Genomic DNA, 17,321 nt, shown 5'->3' with positions numbered 1-17,321 from the left:
AGTGGCAAGCGACGTGGCGAGCGCCATATCAAGGGCGGCCGCCGCTGGGTACGCAACGCCCTCTACATGCCCTGTCTCGGCGCAGCCACCCAGAACAACCCGGTGCTCAGGGCGTTCTATCAACGGCTGATTGCCAAGGGCAACGAACCGAAAGTTGCGCTCATTGCCTGCATGCGCAAGCTGATCGTCATCCTCAATACGATGATCGCCCGCGGCGAGAAATGGGAGCCGAGCCGCTACGCGTTGCGGTGAGCTGATCGAGCGCGCCCTACCGCGCTCGGTCCTCGACCGAGCGCATACCAAGCCGACAGACCGGCGAGCGGACGGGGTCAAGGCCGTCAGCCGCCAAAGGCGGTGGCGCGTCCAGCGCCAGCCTTGAGGCCGGCCGATCGGCGGTCTACTTCAGCACAGTTGCTCCCCGAGGTCGTAGACGTCACATTCAGATCAGGACGAGGCAGTTGGAACCAAGGCCTCCACGGTCAGGCCGGCATCGCCGGAGACGACATTGAGCGTACCGCCCAGCGCCAGGATTCGCTCGCGCATGCCGACGAGGCCGAAGCCCAGCTTCTGCCCCGGCTCCATGCCGCGGCCGTTGTCGCTGACCCGCACCCGGGCGCAGCCGCGGCCGTCGTGAGTCATCTGCTCCACCGGCTCGATGACGACATTGACCGTGGTCGCACCGGCGTGGCGGAATACGTTGGTGAGCGCCTCCTGCACGATACGATAGATGGTTAGATCGGCCGTCTCGCCGGTTGTGCCCAGCGCCGGCGAGATCACGGTCTCGATCGCGACGTCGGGATGCGACTGCCGCCATAGCCGCGACAGGGATTCGAGCGCCTTGCGCAAGCCGAGCTCGGCAAGGCCCACGGGCCGAAGGCGCTCCAGCACGCGGCGGTTGAATTGCTGGAGTGCATTGATCTGCTCCAGCATGGCGCTGCCATGTTTTCGCACGGCATCCGCACTCGGGTCGCGTCCATCCGCCAGCTTCGCCAGCGCGCTTGCATGCGCGCGCAGCGAGAACAGGTAAGGCCCGAACTCGTCATGGAGCTCGCGGGCGATCTCCTTGCGTTCCATATCCTGAAGCGACACCGCGCGCTCGGCAAGACGCCGCTTGTCCTCGACCGCCTCACCAAGCGTCGCGGCAAGGTGGTTGAGCTTGGTGCAGATCGCGGCGAGCTCCGGCGCGCCGCCCGGCGCGACACGGGCATCGTAATGTCCACCCTCGAGCTTCCCCATTGCCTCCGCCAGAGACTGGAGCGGTGCCAGTGCCCGGCCGACCACGTTCATCATCAGGAAGAACAGCGCGAGCGCGATCACCGAGCCGACCTCGAGCTGGGTCACGATCCCGTCCCAGATCTCGGCGATCTCGTCGTCGGGATGCGAGGTGATCAATAGCGAGCCGGGCTTGCCCTGAATCGAGACCGGCACGCTGACCGCGGTCTGCTCGGGATGGACCAGGGCGACGAACCAGGCCGGCGGCGCGCGCGTGTCCGCGTCGGCATCGGCCCGGGGGGGCGTCAGCGGATGGCCGCCGGCGTCCCGAAGCGTGATGCTGACGTGGCGCAGGCGGCTGAGATCGCGCGCGATCTGGTTGAGCCTGGCATCCGGATCGGGGGCCTCGTTGAGATCCGCCACGATCATCTCGATGAACTCTCGGGCAAGGCGGATCACGCTCTGGTCCTCGGCCTGCACGCGCGGCCCGGCCTCCGCGACCTGCCGGCCGATATTGACGGCGAGCCCGAGCGCCAGCAGCAGCGCCAGCAAGAGGTTGATGCGCCCGCGCAAGGATAAATTTTGCCACATTGGTATCGCCTGTGCCTCGCGAAGGATGCCCGCGCCTGTCCGATGACGTTGACAGAGGCGAAGCGCCGGATATCTAATCGGAAGCGTACAGCAATCCCAGCCGGGTTGCATGAGGCCACATGAGACACGCAGCTCCTCATGCCGGCAGCGTGCAGCGCAAACCAGGTAAATTCCAGCACGGGAAACGCGCTGTCGCGGGGAACGCCTATGCGCATTCTGATCGTCGACGATCATCCCATTGTCGCCTCCGGCTGCCGTGCCGTGCTGGCCGACGAGGGCGAGATCGAGATTTTGGAGGCCGCCGACGCCGAAGACGGCGAGTGTGTCTTCATCGTCGAACGCCCCGAGCTCTGCATCATCGACATCAACCTGCCGACCGTCTCCGGATTCGAGCTCGCGCGCCGCATCCTCGAGCGCGCGCCCGAGGCCCGCATCATCATGTTCAGCATGAACGACGATCCCGCGTTCGCCGCGCGGGCGATCGAGTGCGGCGCCAAGGGCTATGTCTCCAAGACCGGCGATCCCGACGATCTGGTCGAGGCGATCCGCGCCGTCGGCGGCGGCGGCACGTACCTTCCGACCGCGATCGCGCGCAGCATCGCCTTTGCCGGGCCGACTCTGGCGCAAAGCCCGCTGTCGAAGCTGAATGCGCGCGAGATGGAGATCCTGCGGCTGCTCAGCGCCGGCAAGAGCCTGTCCGAGATTGCCTGGCTGGTGCAATCGTCCTACAAGACGGTTGCCAATACTTCGTCGATCATGCGCCAGAAGCTCGGGGTGAAAACCTCCGTCGAGCTGGTGCGGCTGGCGATCGACAGCGGCGTCGCCTGACGGCGCCACAAATTTCGGTCACACAAGCGTTGCAATGTTGAGGTGGTGAGATGCCACGGAGTTTCAGGCATGACGATCCAGACCGTCTCGACCAATAAATCCTATGGCGGTGTGCAAGGCGTCTACCGCCATGCAAGCCAGGCGACCGGAACCGACATGGTGTTCTCGGTCTACGTTCCGCCGCACGCGAGCGACGCCAGACTGCCCGTGGTCTGGTACCTCTCCGGGCTCACCTGCACACATGCCAATGTCACGGAGAAGGGCGAATTCCGCAAAGCCTGCGCCGAGCTCGGCCTGATCTTCGTCGCGCCGGACACCTCACCGCGCGGGCCGGACGTGCCGGGTGATGCCAACAACGCCTATGATTTCGGCCTGGGGGCCGGCTTCTATGTCGATGCGACGCAAGAGCCGTTCGCGCGCAACTATCGGATGTGGAGCTATGTCACCGACGAGTTGCCCAAGCTGATCGCGGAAAACTTTCCGGTCGACGTCCAGCGGCAATCGGTGATGGGTCACTCGATGGGCGGCCATGGTGCGCTGACGGCTGCGCTGCGCAACCCGCACCGGTTTCGCGCGGCAAGCGCTTTCGCGCCGATCGTGGCCCCTTCGCAGGTGCCCTGGGGCATCAAGGCCCTGACCGGCTATCTCGGGCCGAACAAGGATACCTGGCGCAACCACGATACGGTGGCGCTGATCGAGGACGGTGCGAAATTCTCGGGCTTCCTGGTCGACTATGGGGATGCCGACAATTTCTTGAAGGAGCAGCTCAAGCCGGAGCTGCTCCAGGAGGCCTGCACCAGGACCAATATCCCGCTGACGCTGCGCCGGCAGGTGGGCTACGACCACAGCTATTACTTCATCTCGACGTTCATGAGCGATCATCTGCACTGGCATGCGGCGAGATTGACGGCGTGATCTCTCTTCTCCCTCGCCCCGCTTGCGGGGAGAGGGTTGGTGTGAGGGGGACTCTCCACGCGGTCGGTCGCAGTTGGACTCGCGGAGACTCCCCCTTCCCCGGAATTTGCTTTCGCAAATTCCGGCCTCTCCCCGCTTGCGGGGAGAGGCGAAGAACCCCCTACTCCGGCTTGCCGTAATTCGGCGCCAGCAGGCGGTTGCGGACCAGATAGCTCATCGTACGCGACCAGGATTCGTCGGTGTTGCCGCGCATGTCGGCGCTGGCGACGGTGATCATGTTGCCGGTCTTCACGTCGCGCAAATAGATGTTGAGATTGATGATCAGGTTCGAGACCTTCTGCACCAGGCCAGTGATCTCCAGGTCGGCGCCGAGCTGGCCGGCGAGCTTGAGGTCGCAGCCGCCGCAGGCCTGCAGATTCGCGTGACGGGCGGCGTCCCGAACCGGTGCGATGTCGAGCATCTGGAACTTGCCGGAATCTGCCAGTTCCTTGCGCAGCTGCTCGCTGATGCGCTCGAGCCGCGCCTGCTCGGGCTTCGAGCCGTAGAACTCGCCGGGCAGGCTGGTGTCGATCAGCTCGAAATCGAACACCGCGAGTTTCGGCGGATCTGCGAGCGCGACCGAGCCCGTCAACAGCAAAGCCGAGAAACAGATCAGTGCTCGCATAATCGTGATTCCCGGTCTCGCGCGCGCGAGGACGAAATGCGGGGTTGCAAGGCGGGCCAAATCGGTCATGCTTGAAGCAGAAACAATTCTCCACCGGCGGTCAAGCCGGGGAGAACACCTGGAGGAAACATGATCCGATGGTTGGTCGGCCTGATCGGCTGGAGTCTTGCCGCGACGAGTGCGCTCGCGGCCGACCCCGTCACGATCGGCGTCGGCTATCTCGGCATCGCCGGCACCAGATCGACGCTGTCGCTGGTAGAGCAGCCGGCCGAGAATGACGGCGTTGCCGGCGCTCGCCTCGCCATCGAAGACAACAACACCACCGGGAAATTCCTCAACCAGCGCTTTACGCTGGAGGAGCGCCGCATCAAGGAAGGCGAGGACGTTGTGCAGGCGGCGTCCGCGCTCGCCGAGAAGAACGGCTTCATCGTCGCCGACCTGCCGGCCGATGCGCTGCTAAAGGTCTCGGACGCCTTACGCGACCGCGGCACGCTGCTGTTCAACGTCGGCGCCATCGACGAACGGCTGCGCGAGGCCGATTGCCGCGCCAACGTCATCCATACCGCCCCGACCCGGGCAATGCTCGCCGACGCGCTCGGGCAATACCTGGTGTGGAAGCAGTGGAAGCGTTGGCTGCTCGTGGTCGGCTCCCATGACGAGGACAAGCTGTTCGCCGATGCGCTCCGGCGCACCGCCACGCGGTTCGGCGCCAAGATCGTGCAGGAGCGCACCTTCGAAGACAAGGGCGGCGCACGTCGTACCGATAGCGGCGTGACGCTGATCCAGCGCCAGATGCCTGTCTTCACTCAGCAGGCGCCGGCCTATGACGTGCTGGTCGCCGCCGACGAGAGCGAGGTGTTCGGCGCCTATTTGCCCTATCGCACCTGGGATGCGCGGCCCGTCGCGGGCTCGGCCGGACTGGTGCCACGCAGCTGGGACGCCGCGCAGGACCAGTGGGGCGCGATCCAGATGCAGAACCGCTTCTTCAAGCTGAATTCTCGGCGCATGACCGCGCTCGACATGCAGGCCTGGACCGCGGTGCGCATGATCGGCGAAGCCACCTCGCGCACCAATTCCGGCGACGTCAGGAAGGCGACCGACTTCATCAAGGGCCCGGACTTCTCGGTCGCCGCGTTCAAGGGCACGCGGCTCACCTTGCGCGACTGGAACCTGCAGCTGCGCCAGCCGATCCTGCTGGTCGACGGCCGCATGGTGGTGTCGGTGTCGCCGCAGGAGGGATTCCTGCACCAGGTCTCCGAGCTCGACACGCTCGGCTACGATCGTCCGGAGAGCAAATGCAAGCTGAAGTGAGCGAAGTGATGCGACGGAGCCTCCGCAGAGATGGTGCGCCCCCTCCCCCGCGTGCGGGGGAGGTGAGGACCGCTCGCGGACGGAGATCGCTCCTGCTAAGGGCAGCGTTGCTGATGGTTCTGGCGACCACCGCAGCGCCCGCACACGCGTTTATCGCCTATGTCTCGAACGAAAAGAGCAACACGGTGTCGGTGATCGACACCGACAGCTGGACCGTGACCAAGACTATCAAGGTCGGCCAGCGCCCGCGCGGCATCGATTTCACGCGCGACGGCAAGTTCGTGCTGGTCGCGGTCGGCGACGACGACACCATCCAGGTGATCGATGCCAAGACGCAAACCGTGGTCGACAGCCTGCCCTCCGGACCTGACCCCGAGCTGTTCGCACAGGATGCCGCCGGCAAGATCCTCTATGTCGCCAACGAGAACGACAACACGGTGACCGTGATCGATCTCGAGAAGCGCGCACGCCTCGGCGACATCCAGGTCGGCGTCGAGCCCGAGGGCATGACCATCAGCCCCGACGGCAAGACGCTGATCAACACGTCCGAGACGACCAACATGGCGCATTTCATCGACACCGCCTCGCGCCAGATCGTCGCCAACGTGCTGGTCGACGCCCGCCCGCGCTTCGCTGAGTTCAAGCATGACAGTTCGGAAGTGTGGGTATCCTCGGAGATCGGCGGGACCGTGTCGATCATCGATCCCAGGAAGCACGAGGTGATCGGCAAGGTCACTTTCGAGATCCCGGGCCTGCGGAAAGAGGCGATCCAGCCCGTCGGCATCGGCATGACCAAGGACGACAAGACCGCCTTCATCGCGCTCGGCCCCGCCAATCGCATAGCCGTGGTCGACGTCGCCACGCGCAAGGTGACGAAATACCTGCTGGTCGGGCAGCGGGTCTGGCACGTGGCGTTCACGCCGGACGAAAAGTACCTGCTCACCACCAATGGCGTGTCGAACGACGTCTCGGTCATCGACGTGGCCGCACAGAAAGTGATCAAGACCATTCAGGTGGGCGAACTGCCCTGGGGCGTCACGATCGCGCCATGACCAGCCCTGCCCAAATCGCCGAACCACACGACGCCGCACCAGGGCCCGATCCCGCCGCGGTGCCGGCGCTGGCGATCGAGGGCGTCAGCCACGCCTATGGGCCGCGCCGCGCGCTGATGGACGTCTCCTTCAATGTCCAACCCGCGAGCTTCACTGCACTGCTTGGGCTGAACGGTGCCGGCAAGAGCACGCTGTTCTCGCTCGTCACGCGCCTGTTCGGCATCCAGTCCGGCCGTGTCGCCATCTTCGGTCATGACATCAGCAAGAGCCCCGGCGAGGCGCTGCGGCTGTTAGGGGTCGTGTTCCAGCCGCGTACGCTCGATCTCGATTTGTCGCTGACGCAGAACCTGCTCTATCACGCTGCGCTGCACGGCATCAGCCGCCGCGAGGCCGCCGCGCGCAGCGCCGAACTGCTCGGCCGCATCGGGCTCGAAGAGCGCGCCGGCAGCAAGGTCCGCGATCTCTCGGGCGGCCAGATGCGGCGGCTGGAGATCGCGCGGGCGCTGCTGCACCGGCCGCGGCTGCTGTTGCTGGACGAGCCTACGGTCGGCCTGGACGTCAAGGCGCGCGCCGACATCATCAGCCATGTCCGCCAGCTCGTGACCGAGCAGGGCATCGGGGTGCTCTGGGCCACGCACCTGTTCGACGAGATCAACGCCGGTGACGATCTCGTAGTGCTGCACCAGGGCAAGGTGCTGGCGAAGGGGCCGATGAGCCGCGTCGTCGCGGAGGCCGGCGCGCAGGACGTCAACACCGCCTTCATGCGCCTGACCGGCGCGCAAGTGATGCCGGGAGGCGGCGCATGAGCAGCATCACCACGCGCGAGACCCCGCGCGGCTTCTCGGTCCAGGACTACCTGACCTGCCTCACCGGCATCATCTGGCGCGAGGGGCTGCGCTTCCTGCATCAGCGCGAGCGCTTCGTCTCGGCGCTGGTGCGCCCGCTGGTGTGGCTGTTCATCTTTGCCGCCGGCTTCCGCCAGGTGCTCGGCATCTCCATCATCCCGCCCTACGAGACCTACATCCTCTACGAGGTCTATATCGCACCTGGGCTGATGGCGATGATCCAGCTCTTCAACGGCATGCAATCCTCGCTCTCGATGGTCTATGACCGCGAAATGGGCAACATGCGCACGCTCCTGGTGAGCCCGCTGCCGCGCGGATTCCTGTTGTTCTGCAAGCTGCTCGCAGGCACCGCTGTGTCGCTGCTCCAGGTCTACGCATTCCTGCTGATCGCCTGGCTCTGGGACATCACCCCGCCGCCCCAGGGCTACCTCACCGTGCTGCCGGCGCTAATCCTGTCCGGGCTGATGCTGGGCTCGCTCGGCATGCTGATCTCCTCGGGCATCAAGCAGCTGGAAAACTTCGCCGGGGTGATGAACTTCGTGATCTTCCCGATGTTCTTCGCCTCCTCCGCGCTCTACCCGCTCTGGCGGGTGCAGGAGGGCAGCCCTTACCTGTACTATCTCTGCGAGGCCAATCCGTTCACCCATGCGGTCGAGCTGATCCGCTTCGCGCTGTACGGGCAGATTAACTGGATCTCGCTGACGGTGGTTGCAAGCTGCACAATCGTCTTCATGGTCGGAGCGATTTTGGCCTATGATCCCTCGCGCGGGCTGGCGCGACGCGGGCCTGCGGGAGGCGAAGGATGAAGGTCTGGCTCCTGGCTGCCCTGGTAATCGCGCTGTCCGGCACGACCGCGCGCGCGGCCGATCCGCGCTATCCGGACTGGCCCTGTACCCAGGCCAAGGTGCCGGAGATCTCGCTGGCCGCCGTGTGGGCCGGTCCGCCGCTCGACGATGTCCAGAACAAATGGAAGGACGACGCCAGGGTCAGCGCGCTGGTCGCAAAATTGGCGGCGCGCAAGACGCCGCTGGACGAAGCCGAGACATCGGTGAAGGAGTTTCTGGCCGCCTCCGGTTCCGACAAGACGGCGAATGCGAAGCTGCTATTTGCCGGCCTGTTCGACACGCTCAATGCTCAGCGCTCGCAGGTCATGAACGGGCTCGAACGCGTCAGCCGGAAGCAGCGCGAGGCCGCCGACAAGATTCGCGAGGAAACGCTCCAACTCCACACCCTGCAAGGCGCGACACCCCGCGACGAGGCCAAGGTCGAGGCGCTCAGCAACGAGTTGATCTGGAAGACCCGCATCTTCGAGGACCGTACCAAGGTGGTGCGCTTCGTCTGCGAGGTTCCAACCACGATCGACCAGCGCCTGTTCGCGCTCGGCCGCGTAATCCAGCAGGAAATGGAATAGCGGCAGCCTCGCTGAAGGCTTTCGCGAAAGTTCCGCAATCGTTAACCTTTTGGCGAGCTATCTGCCGGAACCAAATCGATCCGGGATGCCTTGTCGAAGTGAACCCCATACGTCGGGAGGCCTCGATGGGAACCACAAGATTCATCTTCGCGGGCGCCGCGGCCCTTAGCTTGCTCGCATCCAGCGCTTTTGCCGAAGACATGACCGGAACGATCACGCGAATCGACCGGCTCAACGGCACGATCTCGATCCAGCAGACGCAGAAGGGGACGGTCGGCGCCAGCGCCGGCAGCGCCGGCGCGCTCCAGGAGTACAAAACCAAGGATGCCGCGATGCTGGACGCCGTTCATGCCGGCGACAGGGTGAACTATACGGCCACCGAGACGAACGGCACCGGCACGCTGACGAAACTGCAGAAGCAGAAATAGAGCACTGCGCTTGACCTCTCTCCGCTTGCGGAGAGAGGAAGCGCATCTTCGCTGATCAATGTTGCTCGGGCCGCGGCTCCGGCTGCGCCTCATCGGTCGGAAGCTTCGCGCGCTCCCAGCCGTCGGTGCCGTCTGGGTACCAGGCGATGTTGGAATAGCCGTAAGCCAGCGCACGCTTGGCGGCGTTCCAGGACATCCAGCAATCGGCGAGGCAATAGATCACGAGCAATGCGGCCTTGTTGCCGCGCGAGGCGCGCGCGAGGCCGCGCTGGAGATAGTCATCCATGGCCGGCGGCAGAGTGCCGTAGCCGGTGTCAGGCAGCCACATGCTGCCCGGAATGTTCCGGCGCGGCGCATCGCGCCACACCGTGCCCTCGGGAAGGTTGTTCGGTTTCGGCGGGCGCGGCATCACGTCGACGAACGCGCCGCTGTTTGCGCGCCATATCGCCTCCGCCTCCTCGGTCGTCAGCACGCGCGCGCCGGCAAGCGTCGCCGGCACCGGCGCGCGATAATTGTCGGTGCGATAACCCTCGGGCTCGAACGGCTCCTGCTGCCGCGCCGACGCCGGTGCCAGGAGCAGAGCAACGACAATCGCAGCGGCAAGCGGCCGTCTCATGGCGTCTTCTTGGCCGCCTCCGCGCCGAGCGGCCGGTCGCTCTCGTCCAGCAGCGGTACGCCGAAATCGAGCAGGATCTTGTTGATCTCGCCCTGGTTCTCCTGGATCAGCTTGTTGAGCTGCCGCTTCCAGTTCTGGTCGGCAGGGCGCACGCCCATGCCGATGCGATAGACTAGCTTCGGCCCGGTGGTTTCCTTCACTAGCGGCGTGACATGGAGCGAAGAGCCGGCCTTCTTCGCATGGTAGCCGGCCATCGGCCCCCACAACACGCCGGCGTCGATCTTTCCGGCGGCGAGGTCATTGATCATGGCCTGTGCCGAATTGTCGAAGCGCGTGTCGATCATCAGCGGATAGGGCTTTGCATCGCCCATCAGGCCGGCCAGCGCCATGTTGGTCGCCGGCGGTGTGCCGGCGACGATGCCGACATGCTTGCCCTTCAACTTGGGGTCCTCGAGCGTGTCAACGTCCTCGAGCCCGCTGCCGGCCTTCGAGACCAGTGCATAGCTCGTGCGGTAGTAGGGATTGGTACCCTGCACGAGGTCGTCGCCTTGCGGGAAACCCATGATGACGTCGCAGCGATGCGCGCCCAGCGTCATCCGCACGAAACCGGTGGCCTGCGGAAAGAACACGTAGTCGAGCTTCTTCTGGAGCTTGTCCGCAAGAAACTCGGCGAGCTTGTTCTCGAACCCCTCGCCCTTCTCGTTGGAGAACGGCAGATTGCGCGGATCGGCACAGACGCGCAGCACCTTGGGATCGACCAATTCGAATGAGAGATCGCCGGTCTCGCTGGTCTGCGCGATGGCGGCATCGCCGAACGCACAGGATGCGACCACGACCCACAGTGAAAACAACCAGCGACGATGTCGTCCGGCCTCCGTCATCGCGCTTCCTCCTCGTTTTGGTTGGATGTTATCCATGCAACGCATGACGTGCCACCTGTGCCAACGTTGCGCTGGCCCAACTTGTTGCAGTGCAACGAGACGACCCCCTTGAAATGAGGCAGAAAAAAGTGTCTCGCATCGCTCTGATGATCGCAGCCTGGTTCCTGCTCGAGGCGACGCTAGCACGCGCCTGCGCAGCCGAATTGCCTGTGAGCGAAGTCGCACCGGGAATCTTCGTGCACTCCGGGACCATCGCCCTGATGACCCGCGAGAACGAAGGTAACATTGCCAATGTCGGCTTCATCGTCGGCGATGAGGCCGTGGCCGTGATCGACACCGGCGGCAGCCTTCGCGAAGGCGAGGCGCTGCTGGCCGCTGTGCGGGCCCGCACGCCCAAGCCGATCCGCTATGTCATCAACACCCACGGCCATCCCGACCATATCTTCGGCAATGCCGCCTTCGTTGCGGAGGGCGCGAGCTTCGTCGGGCACAGCAGGCTGCCGCAGGCGCTCGCGACGCGCGGGCCGTTCTATCTCGACAATTTCCGCCGCATCATGGGCAGCGAGCTGATCGATCCCGTCAAGATCATCGCCCCGACCCTGCTCGTGACCGATACGATGACGCTCGATCTGGGATCGCGCCGCCTGAGCTTGCGTGCTTGGCCGGCCGGACACAGCGACAGCGACTTGATCGTGTACGACGAGACGACCAGGACCCTGTTTGCTGGCGACCTGGTCTTTCTCCGCCACATTCCGGTCATGGACGGCAGCATCCGCGGCTGGCTCGACACCTTGAACCGGCTTGAGGCCATCCCGGCGCTACGCGTCGTTCCCGGTCACGGCCCCGTGAGCGACTGGCCCGCCGCGCTGATCGATGAACGGCGCTACCTATCAACGCTGCTGTCCGACGTCCGCACGCTGAACAAGAAGGGCGAGCCGATCCGAGCCGCCGCAGACAAGGCGGCCGCGTCGGAACGGCCGCATTGGCAGCTGTTCGACGACTACAACGCCCGCAACGCAACTGCAGCATTCTCTGAAATTGAATGGGAGTAGCGGGCGCGCTAGGCTGTCACCGACGATCGTTTCGTCCGCGCGGGATCATGACCATGACGGGATGCACACGCCGCCTGCCCCTCACCGCCCTCCTGCTCGGCCTCGCTTTCGCGATGCCGGCGAAGGCGGAAGAGGCCTATGATCCCTGGCCCGGCCTGGTGCAGGACATCTTCAAGAGCCGTCCGATGAATGACGGCAGCGCCGTCATCGGCATCGAGATGCCCTACCGCGCCGAGGATGCGGCGATCGTGCCGGTCACCTTGCGAAGCAAGCTGTCGCCCGGCGATGCGCGGCGCATCCGTTCGATCACGCTGGTGATCGACCGCAATCCGGCGCCGATGGCGGCGAAGTTCGAACTCGGGCCCGACGCCAATGTCACGGAGATCTCGACACGCGTGCGCGTCAACAACTACACCGATGTCCACGCGGTCGCCGAGCTCAGCGACGGTCAGCTCTATGTGTCCAAGACTTACGTGAAAGCCTCCGGCGGCTGCTCGGCACCGGCGGGCAAGAACGTCGAGGAAGCCCGGAACCGGCTCGGCCAGATGCGCTATCGCCAGTTCGCCCGCGAGGACGCGCCGGCGAGCCGCGTCCGCGAGGCGCAGGTCATGATCGGTCATCCCAACAATTCCGGGCTGCAGATGGACCAGGTCACGCAGCTCTACATTCCCGCTTTCTTCATCAACCAGTTGAAGCTGACGCAGGACGACAGCCCCGTGCTGTCGATGGAAGGCGGGATCTCGATCTCGGAGGATCCCAACCTGCGCTTCACGTACGTATCCAACGGCGCCAAGCGCTTCCGCGCGGAAGCAAAGGACACGGACGGGCACGTGTTCCGCAACGAGTGGGATGTGGAGAAGCCGGGGACGTGAGTCTCTCGATCGTCATGGCCGGGCTTGTCCCGGCCATCCACGAACTGCGGGCCTATCCAAGAACGTGGATGCCCGGGACAAGCCCGGGCATGACGAATACGGCTGCTCATCATGCACTGTCAGAAACACCTCACCTCGGCTTCCGCCTGCGCGCGCCTCAAATCGTTCACCGCCGAGTTCGCCTGCTCCGAGGTGCGGAACTGGACGCCGAGATTGCCGCGCACCTGCGACATGCTGAGCGCGGTCTCGGCGGTAACATAGCGCTCGTAAGGTATGATCGAAGCCACCACGTCGATCGAACAGGAACATTGCTCGATCGCAGCCCGCGTCTCGCCGGTGGCCTTCATGCAGCCATAGACATACTCCGCGCGCGCCGAGGTGGGATAGTCATTGACCTCCTCGGCCCGTGCCACGCACGCGCCCGCAGCCAGCATCACCAATGCGGCGACAATCGGTCGTAGCTGTCCCGCCAGATTCATGCGCATCCTCCCGCTGGTTGCGACCAAGGCTATGCTATGCGTATTGTCCTGAAAAGCATTCCGTCAGAGGAAACGGCTCACAAGGTGATGAGAGCACTGGGTGTGACAAGGGCATTTGGTCGAACATTGGCGCTCGCAATGACGCTGGCGCTGACGCTCGCCGCGCCCAGCCGCGCCGCGGACGCGATCCGCCTTGCGGTGCAGAAGACCGGAACATTCTCCTGGGAATTGGCCGCAATCCGAGCGAGCGGTCTCGACAAGGAGGCCGGCCTGTCGCTCGAGGTCACCGAGCTCGCGAGCACCGAGGCCGGCAAGATCGCGATGCGTGCCGGCAGCGCCGACATCATCCTGTCGGACTGGCTATGGGTGTCGCGCGAGCGTGCGCTGGGCGCCAAGCTCACTTTCTATCCCTATTCGAGTGCGTTGGGCGCGGTGATGGTTCCGGCGGCTTCTCCAATCAAGACGCTCGCCGACCTCAAGGGCCGCAAGCTCGCCGTCGCCGGCGGGGCGATCGACAAAAGCTGGCTGCTGCTCCAGGCGCGCATGAAACAGGACGGGATCGACCTGAAGTCCGAGGCAACCATCGTCTATGGCGCGCCGCCCCTGATCGCCGCGAAGGCGCTCGACGGCGAGATGGACGCGAGCCTCAATTTCTGGAATTTCTGCGCCCAACTCGAAGCCAAGGGTTTTCGTCGCCTCGCGGGTGTCGAGGACATCCTGCCGAAGCTCGGTGCCAAAGGTGCTGTCTCCGCCGTCGGCTATGTCTTCGACGAGAGCTGGGCCGCGAGCCATCGCGACGCCGTGGCGCGCTTCATCGCGATGACCCGCAAGGCCAAAGAGCTGCTGGCGACCTCGGATGCGGCCTGGGACAAGGTCGCGCCGCTCACCGGCACCAGCGATCCGGCCGTGCTCAAGACCTACCGCGACCGCTACCGCGACGGCATTCCGCGCCGGAGCATCGACGACGAGGAAAAGGACGCACGCGTGCTCTACCGCGTGCTGGCCGAGATCGGCGGCCGCGATCTCGTTGGCCCCGCGGCCGAGCTCGACCCCGGCACGTTCTATCACGCAGTCCCCGGAGACTGAGGTGCTGCGTCTGCTCTCGTTCGCCCTGTTCCTCGCAACCTGGTGGACCGCCGCGCTGTTCGTCGGTGGCGCGAAGCTGCCCTCCCCGCCGGCCGTGCTCCACGTCATGATCGCGGAAGCATCAAGCGGCGCGCTGTTCCTGCATCTCGGCGCCACGCTGGCGCGCGTCGCGCTCGCTTTCACACTCGCGATGTCGCTCGGCAGCGCGATCGGCTATTTGATGGGCCGAGTCAAGCTCGCCGACCGGCTCGGCGATCCCTGGTTGATCCTGCTGCTCAACCTGCCCGCATTGGTCGTGATCGTGCTGGCCTATATCTGGGCCGGGCTCACCGAGGCCGCCGCGATCGCGGCGATCGCCATCAACAAGCTGCCGACCGCCATCGTCACCTTGCGCGAGGGCGCCCGCGCGCTCGACCGCTCGCTCGACGAGATGGCGAGCGTGTTCGCGATGCCGCGCTGGCGCGCCTTCCGCCACGTCGTGCTGCCGCAGCTTGCGCCCTATATCGCGGCCTCCGCGCGCTCCGGGCTGTCGCTGGTGTGGAAGATCGTGCTGGTCGCCGAGCTCCTGGGTCGTCCCAACGGCGTCGGCTTCGAGATCGGCGTCGCCTTCCAGCTGTTCGACACGCCGCGGCTGCTGGCCTATTCCCTGACCTTCGCCGCCGTCGTGCTCGTCATCGAAACCTTGCTGGTGCAGCCGTTCGAAGCCCGCGCAAACCGGTGGCGGCCCCGTGCGGCTTGAGGTCGAGATCACAGGCAAGTCCTTCAGGAGTGCCGCCGGCGAAACGCACGAGGTGCTGGCGCCGGTCCGGTTCGCGCTTCAATCCGGCGAGGTCGGCGTGCTGATCGGGCCGTCCGGCTGCGGCAAGAGCACGATGCTGCGCATCATCCTCGGCTTGGACCACGACTTTGCAGGCCGCGTCGCACGACCGCCAGAGGCGCGGATCGGCATGGTATTCCAGGAGCCGCGGCTGCTGCCGTGGCGCTCGGTCGAGCAGAATGTACGGCTTGCGGCCCCGGAGGTTTCCGACGCGAAGCTGTCGGAGCTGTTCCGGATCCTGGAGCTGGAAGCGCATCGCAGCCACTTCCCCGGCGAATTGTCGCTCGGCCTTGCCCGCCGCGTCGCACTCGCCCGTGCCTTCGCGGTTGAGCCCGATCTCCTGGTGCTCGACGAGCCCCTCGCCTCGCTCGACGATGCGCTCGCCGGCCGTTTGCGCGACGAGATCGCAACGCTGGTCGCGAGCCGTCCGATGATGACGCTGCTTGTCACCCACAGTCTCGACGATGCGATCCGGCTCGGCGACCGGCTGTTCTTCTTGTCGCCGCGCCCCGCACGGATCGTACAGGAGCTTCCGATCGCCATCCCCCGCGCCGCGCGCAGCGAAGCCGAGATTGCGGCGATCAGGACCGAGCTTGCACGGCGCATCCAAGCGGAACAGGGCGACGTTCACGCCGGGCGGGATGTCTCATAGGCAACCGCGCGAGGCCCGTGCTAAATTGGGTTGCTTCGGAGTCTGCTGATGAAGCGAAGGATCGCCCTGACGGCACTTGGCCTTGCTCTGCTCGCGACAACGACGCGCGCGCAGGACATGATGCGCGATCTAGATCTGACGTCACCCGCGATGGTCTCCGCCGAGATGAGCCGGCAGGAGGTCGAGGCCGCGCTGGCCAAAGCGAGCGGCGCCCCCGCCGATTTGACTGGCAAGCGGTTATCCGGGCTCGATCTCAGTGGTCTCGACCTGGCCAACGCAATTCTCCGTGCGGCACGGCTCAACAAGACGAAACTCGCCGGTGCCCGCCTTGATGGGGCGATCCTCGATCAGGCGTGGCTGCTGGATGCAGATCTCACGGGCGCGAGCCTGAAGGGCGCCAATTTGTTCGCGTCACAGATGGCACGTGCTCGCCTCGACGGCGCCGATCTGACTGGTGCGCGCATCACGGCAGATCTCACCGGCGCGAGCATGGTCGGCGCGTCGATCGCGGATGCGCATCTCGGTGCCGACATGCGCAATCAGTCGATGGGGCTGATGCGCGCGGTGCTGAGATCCGCCAATCTGGAACGGCTGAACGCGCGCAACGCCGATTTGTCACGCGTCGACCTTGAATTCGCGGTCCTCAGGGGCGCCGACCTGAGCGGTGCATCACTGAAAAACGCCCAACTCGGCGGAGCCGATCTGACCGGCGCGATCGTCATCGACGCCGATTTCGACGGCGCCGATCTCGCCTCGGCGAAGCTGATCGCGCCGAACGGCCTTGACCGCGCCAAGAATTTCGACAAGGCAAAGAACCGCGAACGCCTGATCAGGGAATGACGGCGCGCCTGTGGGAGGACTGCTCGATGCGTTGGGTACTGGCTCTGATCGCGTTGTCGACGCTTGTCGGCGAGGCCGCCGCGCAGACCAAGGGCAAGGGCGTAAGGCTCTGGAACCTGACGACGGAGACGATCTCCGGTTTCCAGCTCGCGCCAGCCGGCAAGACCGACTGGGGTCCGAACCAGTGCTTGAACGACAAGGACAAGGAGGTCGATCACGACGAGCGGCTGCGCATCACCGGTGTCGAGCCCGGCCGCTATGACGCCAAGGTCAGCTATCCCGACGCGCGGCAGTGCATCGTCCGTGACATCGAGATCAAGGCGGACGCCGTGTTCTCGATTGCCGACAAGGATCTGAAGGACTGCACGAAGTAGCGCTCGAACAGATCCTTCGCCCTATGCCCTGTCGTTGGGGTGTGGATATTCGCAGCGCCAACGCACCGCCTGCCACTTCGGATGCTCGCTGACCCATTGCGCGATATAGGGCGGCGCGGCCATCACGCATTGGCGGGGCGAGCCGGAATAGTTGAACACCAGATGCTGCTCCTCGCAGGTCGCAGGCGAGAGCACCGCACACACAGTCACCACCAGGTCAATCGGGTTCATGCCGGATCCTCTCGCAAGGGGCGCTGGAGATTAGCACGAAAGATTACGTTGCAAGGAGGGGGAAGTTTCAGGCGGAGGTCAGGAATGGTGATGGGAACTGCCTCCATCCCTTGCTGCCTTGCGACGCAAAACGCCGAATTCTCCAGAGGTCATGGCCGGCCTTG

22 protein-coding genes are annotated in these 17,321 nt (G+C 65.1%); 16 read left to right on the top strand and 6 right to left on the bottom strand.

The features are described from left to right. Positions 1 to 252 (top strand): transposase (locus H1B27_RS31655; protein WP_197968732.1); only part of this gene is annotated, 252 nt, incomplete at its 5' end. A gap of 192 nt (positions 253 to 444) precedes the next feature. Here H1B27_RS31655 and H1B27_RS31650 read toward each other — a convergent pair. Then, positions 445 to 1,803, bottom strand: a complete 1,359-nt coding sequence (locus H1B27_RS31650) for a histidine kinase (protein WP_197968731.1) — start codon at positions 1,801 to 1,803, stop codon at positions 445 to 447. Positions 1,804 to 2,010: 207 nt separating this feature from the next. On the opposite strand from H1B27_RS31650, the gene H1B27_RS31645 reads away from it, so the two are divergent. Further along, positions 2,011 to 2,631, top strand: coding sequence for a response regulator (locus H1B27_RS31645; RefSeq protein ID WP_028180673.1), 621 nt, complete (start codon positions 2,011 to 2,013; stop codon positions 2,629 to 2,631). 69 nt (positions 2,632 to 2,700) lie between these two features. Further along, positions 2,701 to 3,546: an S-formylglutathione hydrolase gene (gene fghA / locus H1B27_RS31640; protein WP_197968730.1), complete on the top strand. Its 846-nt coding sequence runs from the start codon at positions 2,701 to 2,703 to the stop codon at positions 3,544 to 3,546. A gap of 160 nt (positions 3,547 to 3,706) precedes the next feature. Here fghA and H1B27_RS31635 read toward each other — a convergent pair whose 3' ends face one another. Beyond that, positions 3,707 to 4,279, bottom strand: a complete 573-nt coding sequence (locus tag H1B27_RS31635; RefSeq protein ID WP_131870933.1) for a DUF3280 domain-containing protein — start codon at positions 4,277 to 4,279, stop codon at positions 3,707 to 3,709. 60 nt (positions 4,280 to 4,339) lie between these two features. Between H1B27_RS31635 and pedA1 the strand changes: the two genes are divergently transcribed. From pedA1 to H1B27_RS31605, 6 genes are all read left to right on the top strand, one after another. Further along, positions 4,340 to 5,521: a lanthanide ABC transporter ABC transporter substrate-binding protein PedA1 gene (pedA1, locus tag H1B27_RS31630; RefSeq protein ID WP_197968729.1), complete on the top strand. Its 1,182-nt coding sequence runs from the start codon at positions 4,340 to 4,342 to the stop codon at positions 5,519 to 5,521. 113 nt (positions 5,522 to 5,634) lie between these two features. Next, positions 5,635 to 6,573: a YVTN family beta-propeller repeat protein gene (locus H1B27_RS31625; RefSeq protein WP_061883460.1), complete on the top strand. Its 939-nt coding sequence runs from the start codon at positions 5,635 to 5,637 to the stop codon at positions 6,571 to 6,573. Then, positions 6,570 to 7,379 (top strand): lanthanide ABC transporter ATP-binding protein PedB/LutE, encoded by an 810-nt coding sequence (pedB, locus tag H1B27_RS31620; RefSeq protein ID WP_197968728.1) that lies wholly within the window; start codon positions 6,570 to 6,572, stop codon positions 7,377 to 7,379. The genes H1B27_RS31625 and pedB overlap by 4 nt, the downstream gene beginning before the upstream one ends. Further along, positions 7,376 to 8,224, top strand: a complete 849-nt coding sequence (gene pedC, locus H1B27_RS31615; RefSeq protein ID WP_197968727.1) for a lanthanide ABC transporter permease protein PedC — start codon at positions 7,376 to 7,378, stop codon at positions 8,222 to 8,224. Before pedB ends, pedC begins: the two co-directional genes overlap by 4 nt. Further along, the gene (locus H1B27_RS31610) at positions 8,221 to 8,829 is read left to right on the top strand and encodes a hypothetical protein (protein WP_061883463.1); all 609 of its coding nucleotides are present in this window, start codon (positions 8,221 to 8,223) and stop codon (positions 8,827 to 8,829) included. The genes pedC and H1B27_RS31610 overlap by 4 nt, the downstream gene beginning before the upstream one ends. A 125-nt stretch (positions 8,830 to 8,954) precedes the next feature. Then, positions 8,955 to 9,257, top strand: coding sequence for a copper-binding protein (locus tag H1B27_RS31605; protein ID WP_061883464.1), 303 nt, complete (start codon positions 8,955 to 8,957; stop codon positions 9,255 to 9,257). 55 nt (positions 9,258 to 9,312) lie between these two features. Here H1B27_RS31605 and H1B27_RS31600 read toward each other — a convergent pair whose 3' ends face one another. Both H1B27_RS31600 and H1B27_RS31595 read right to left on the bottom strand, forming a co-directional pair. Then, a complete protein-coding gene (locus H1B27_RS31600) occupies positions 9,313 to 9,873 on the bottom strand; it encodes a PQQ-dependent catabolism-associated CXXCW motif protein (protein ID WP_061883465.1) in 561 nt (186 codons plus the stop codon). After that, positions 9,870 to 10,754, bottom strand: coding sequence for a substrate-binding domain-containing protein (locus H1B27_RS31595; RefSeq protein ID WP_061883466.1), 885 nt, complete (start codon positions 10,752 to 10,754; stop codon positions 9,870 to 9,872). Before H1B27_RS31595 ends, H1B27_RS31600 begins: the two co-directional genes overlap by 4 nt. A gap of 128 nt (positions 10,755 to 10,882) precedes the next feature. On the opposite strand from H1B27_RS31595, the gene H1B27_RS31590 reads away from it, so the two are divergent. Continuing rightward, positions 10,883 to 11,806, top strand: a complete 924-nt coding sequence (locus H1B27_RS31590) for a quinoprotein relay system zinc metallohydrolase 2 (protein WP_061883633.1) — start codon at positions 10,883 to 10,885, stop codon at positions 11,804 to 11,806. Between the two features lie 53 nt (positions 11,807 to 11,859). Then, the gene (locus H1B27_RS31585) at positions 11,860 to 12,678 is read left to right on the top strand and encodes a quinoprotein dehydrogenase-associated SoxYZ-like carrier (protein ID WP_197968726.1); all 819 of its coding nucleotides are present in this window, start codon (positions 11,860 to 11,862) and stop codon (positions 12,676 to 12,678) included. A 119-nt stretch (positions 12,679 to 12,797) separates the two neighbouring features. On the opposite strand, the gene H1B27_RS31580 is transcribed toward H1B27_RS31585, so the two are convergent. Further along, positions 12,798 to 13,157, bottom strand: coding sequence for a hypothetical protein (locus tag H1B27_RS31580; RefSeq protein ID WP_061883635.1), 360 nt, complete (start codon positions 13,155 to 13,157; stop codon positions 12,798 to 12,800). A 138-nt stretch (positions 13,158 to 13,295) separates the two neighbouring features. Between H1B27_RS31580 and H1B27_RS31575 the strand changes: the two genes are divergently transcribed. From H1B27_RS31575 to H1B27_RS31555, 5 genes are read left to right on the top strand one after another with little or no spacing between them, the layout of a single operon-like run. After that, the gene (locus H1B27_RS31575; RefSeq protein ID WP_197968725.1) at positions 13,296 to 14,243 is read left to right on the top strand and encodes an ABC transporter substrate-binding protein; all 948 of its coding nucleotides are present in this window, start codon (positions 13,296 to 13,298) and stop codon (positions 14,241 to 14,243) included. Position 14,244: 1 nt separating this feature from the next. Then, a complete protein-coding gene (locus H1B27_RS31570; protein WP_197968724.1) occupies positions 14,245 to 14,982 on the top strand; it encodes an ABC transporter permease in 738 nt (245 codons plus the stop codon). After that, positions 14,972 to 15,712, top strand: coding sequence for an ABC transporter ATP-binding protein (locus H1B27_RS31565; protein ID WP_061883469.1), 741 nt, complete (start codon positions 14,972 to 14,974; stop codon positions 15,710 to 15,712). Before H1B27_RS31570 ends, H1B27_RS31565 begins: the two co-directional genes overlap by 11 nt. Positions 15,713 to 15,760: 48 nt before the next feature. Then, a complete protein-coding gene (locus H1B27_RS31560) occupies positions 15,761 to 16,552 on the top strand; it encodes a pentapeptide repeat-containing protein (protein WP_197968723.1) in 792 nt (263 codons plus the stop codon). 26 nt (positions 16,553 to 16,578) lie between these two features. Beyond that, positions 16,579 to 16,926: a hypothetical protein gene (locus H1B27_RS31555; protein ID WP_197968722.1), complete on the top strand. Its 348-nt coding sequence runs from the start codon at positions 16,579 to 16,581 to the stop codon at positions 16,924 to 16,926. Positions 16,927 to 16,947: 21 nt separating this feature from the next. Here the strand turns inward: H1B27_RS31555 and H1B27_RS31550 are convergent, their stop codons facing one another. Continuing rightward, positions 16,948 to 17,157 carry a hypothetical protein gene (locus tag H1B27_RS31550; protein ID WP_028181807.1) on the bottom strand — a complete coding sequence of 70 codons (210 nt, stop codon included), beginning with the start codon at positions 17,155 to 17,157 and terminating at the stop codon, positions 16,948 to 16,950. Between the last annotated feature and the right edge of the window lie 164 nt (positions 17,158 to 17,321).

The organism is Bradyrhizobium diversitatis (genome assembly GCF_016031635.1).
Lineage (GTDB): Bacteria > Pseudomonadota > Alphaproteobacteria > Rhizobiales > Xanthobacteraceae > Bradyrhizobium > Bradyrhizobium diversitatis.
This window is presented reverse-complemented; position numbering and strand designations above follow the sequence as displayed.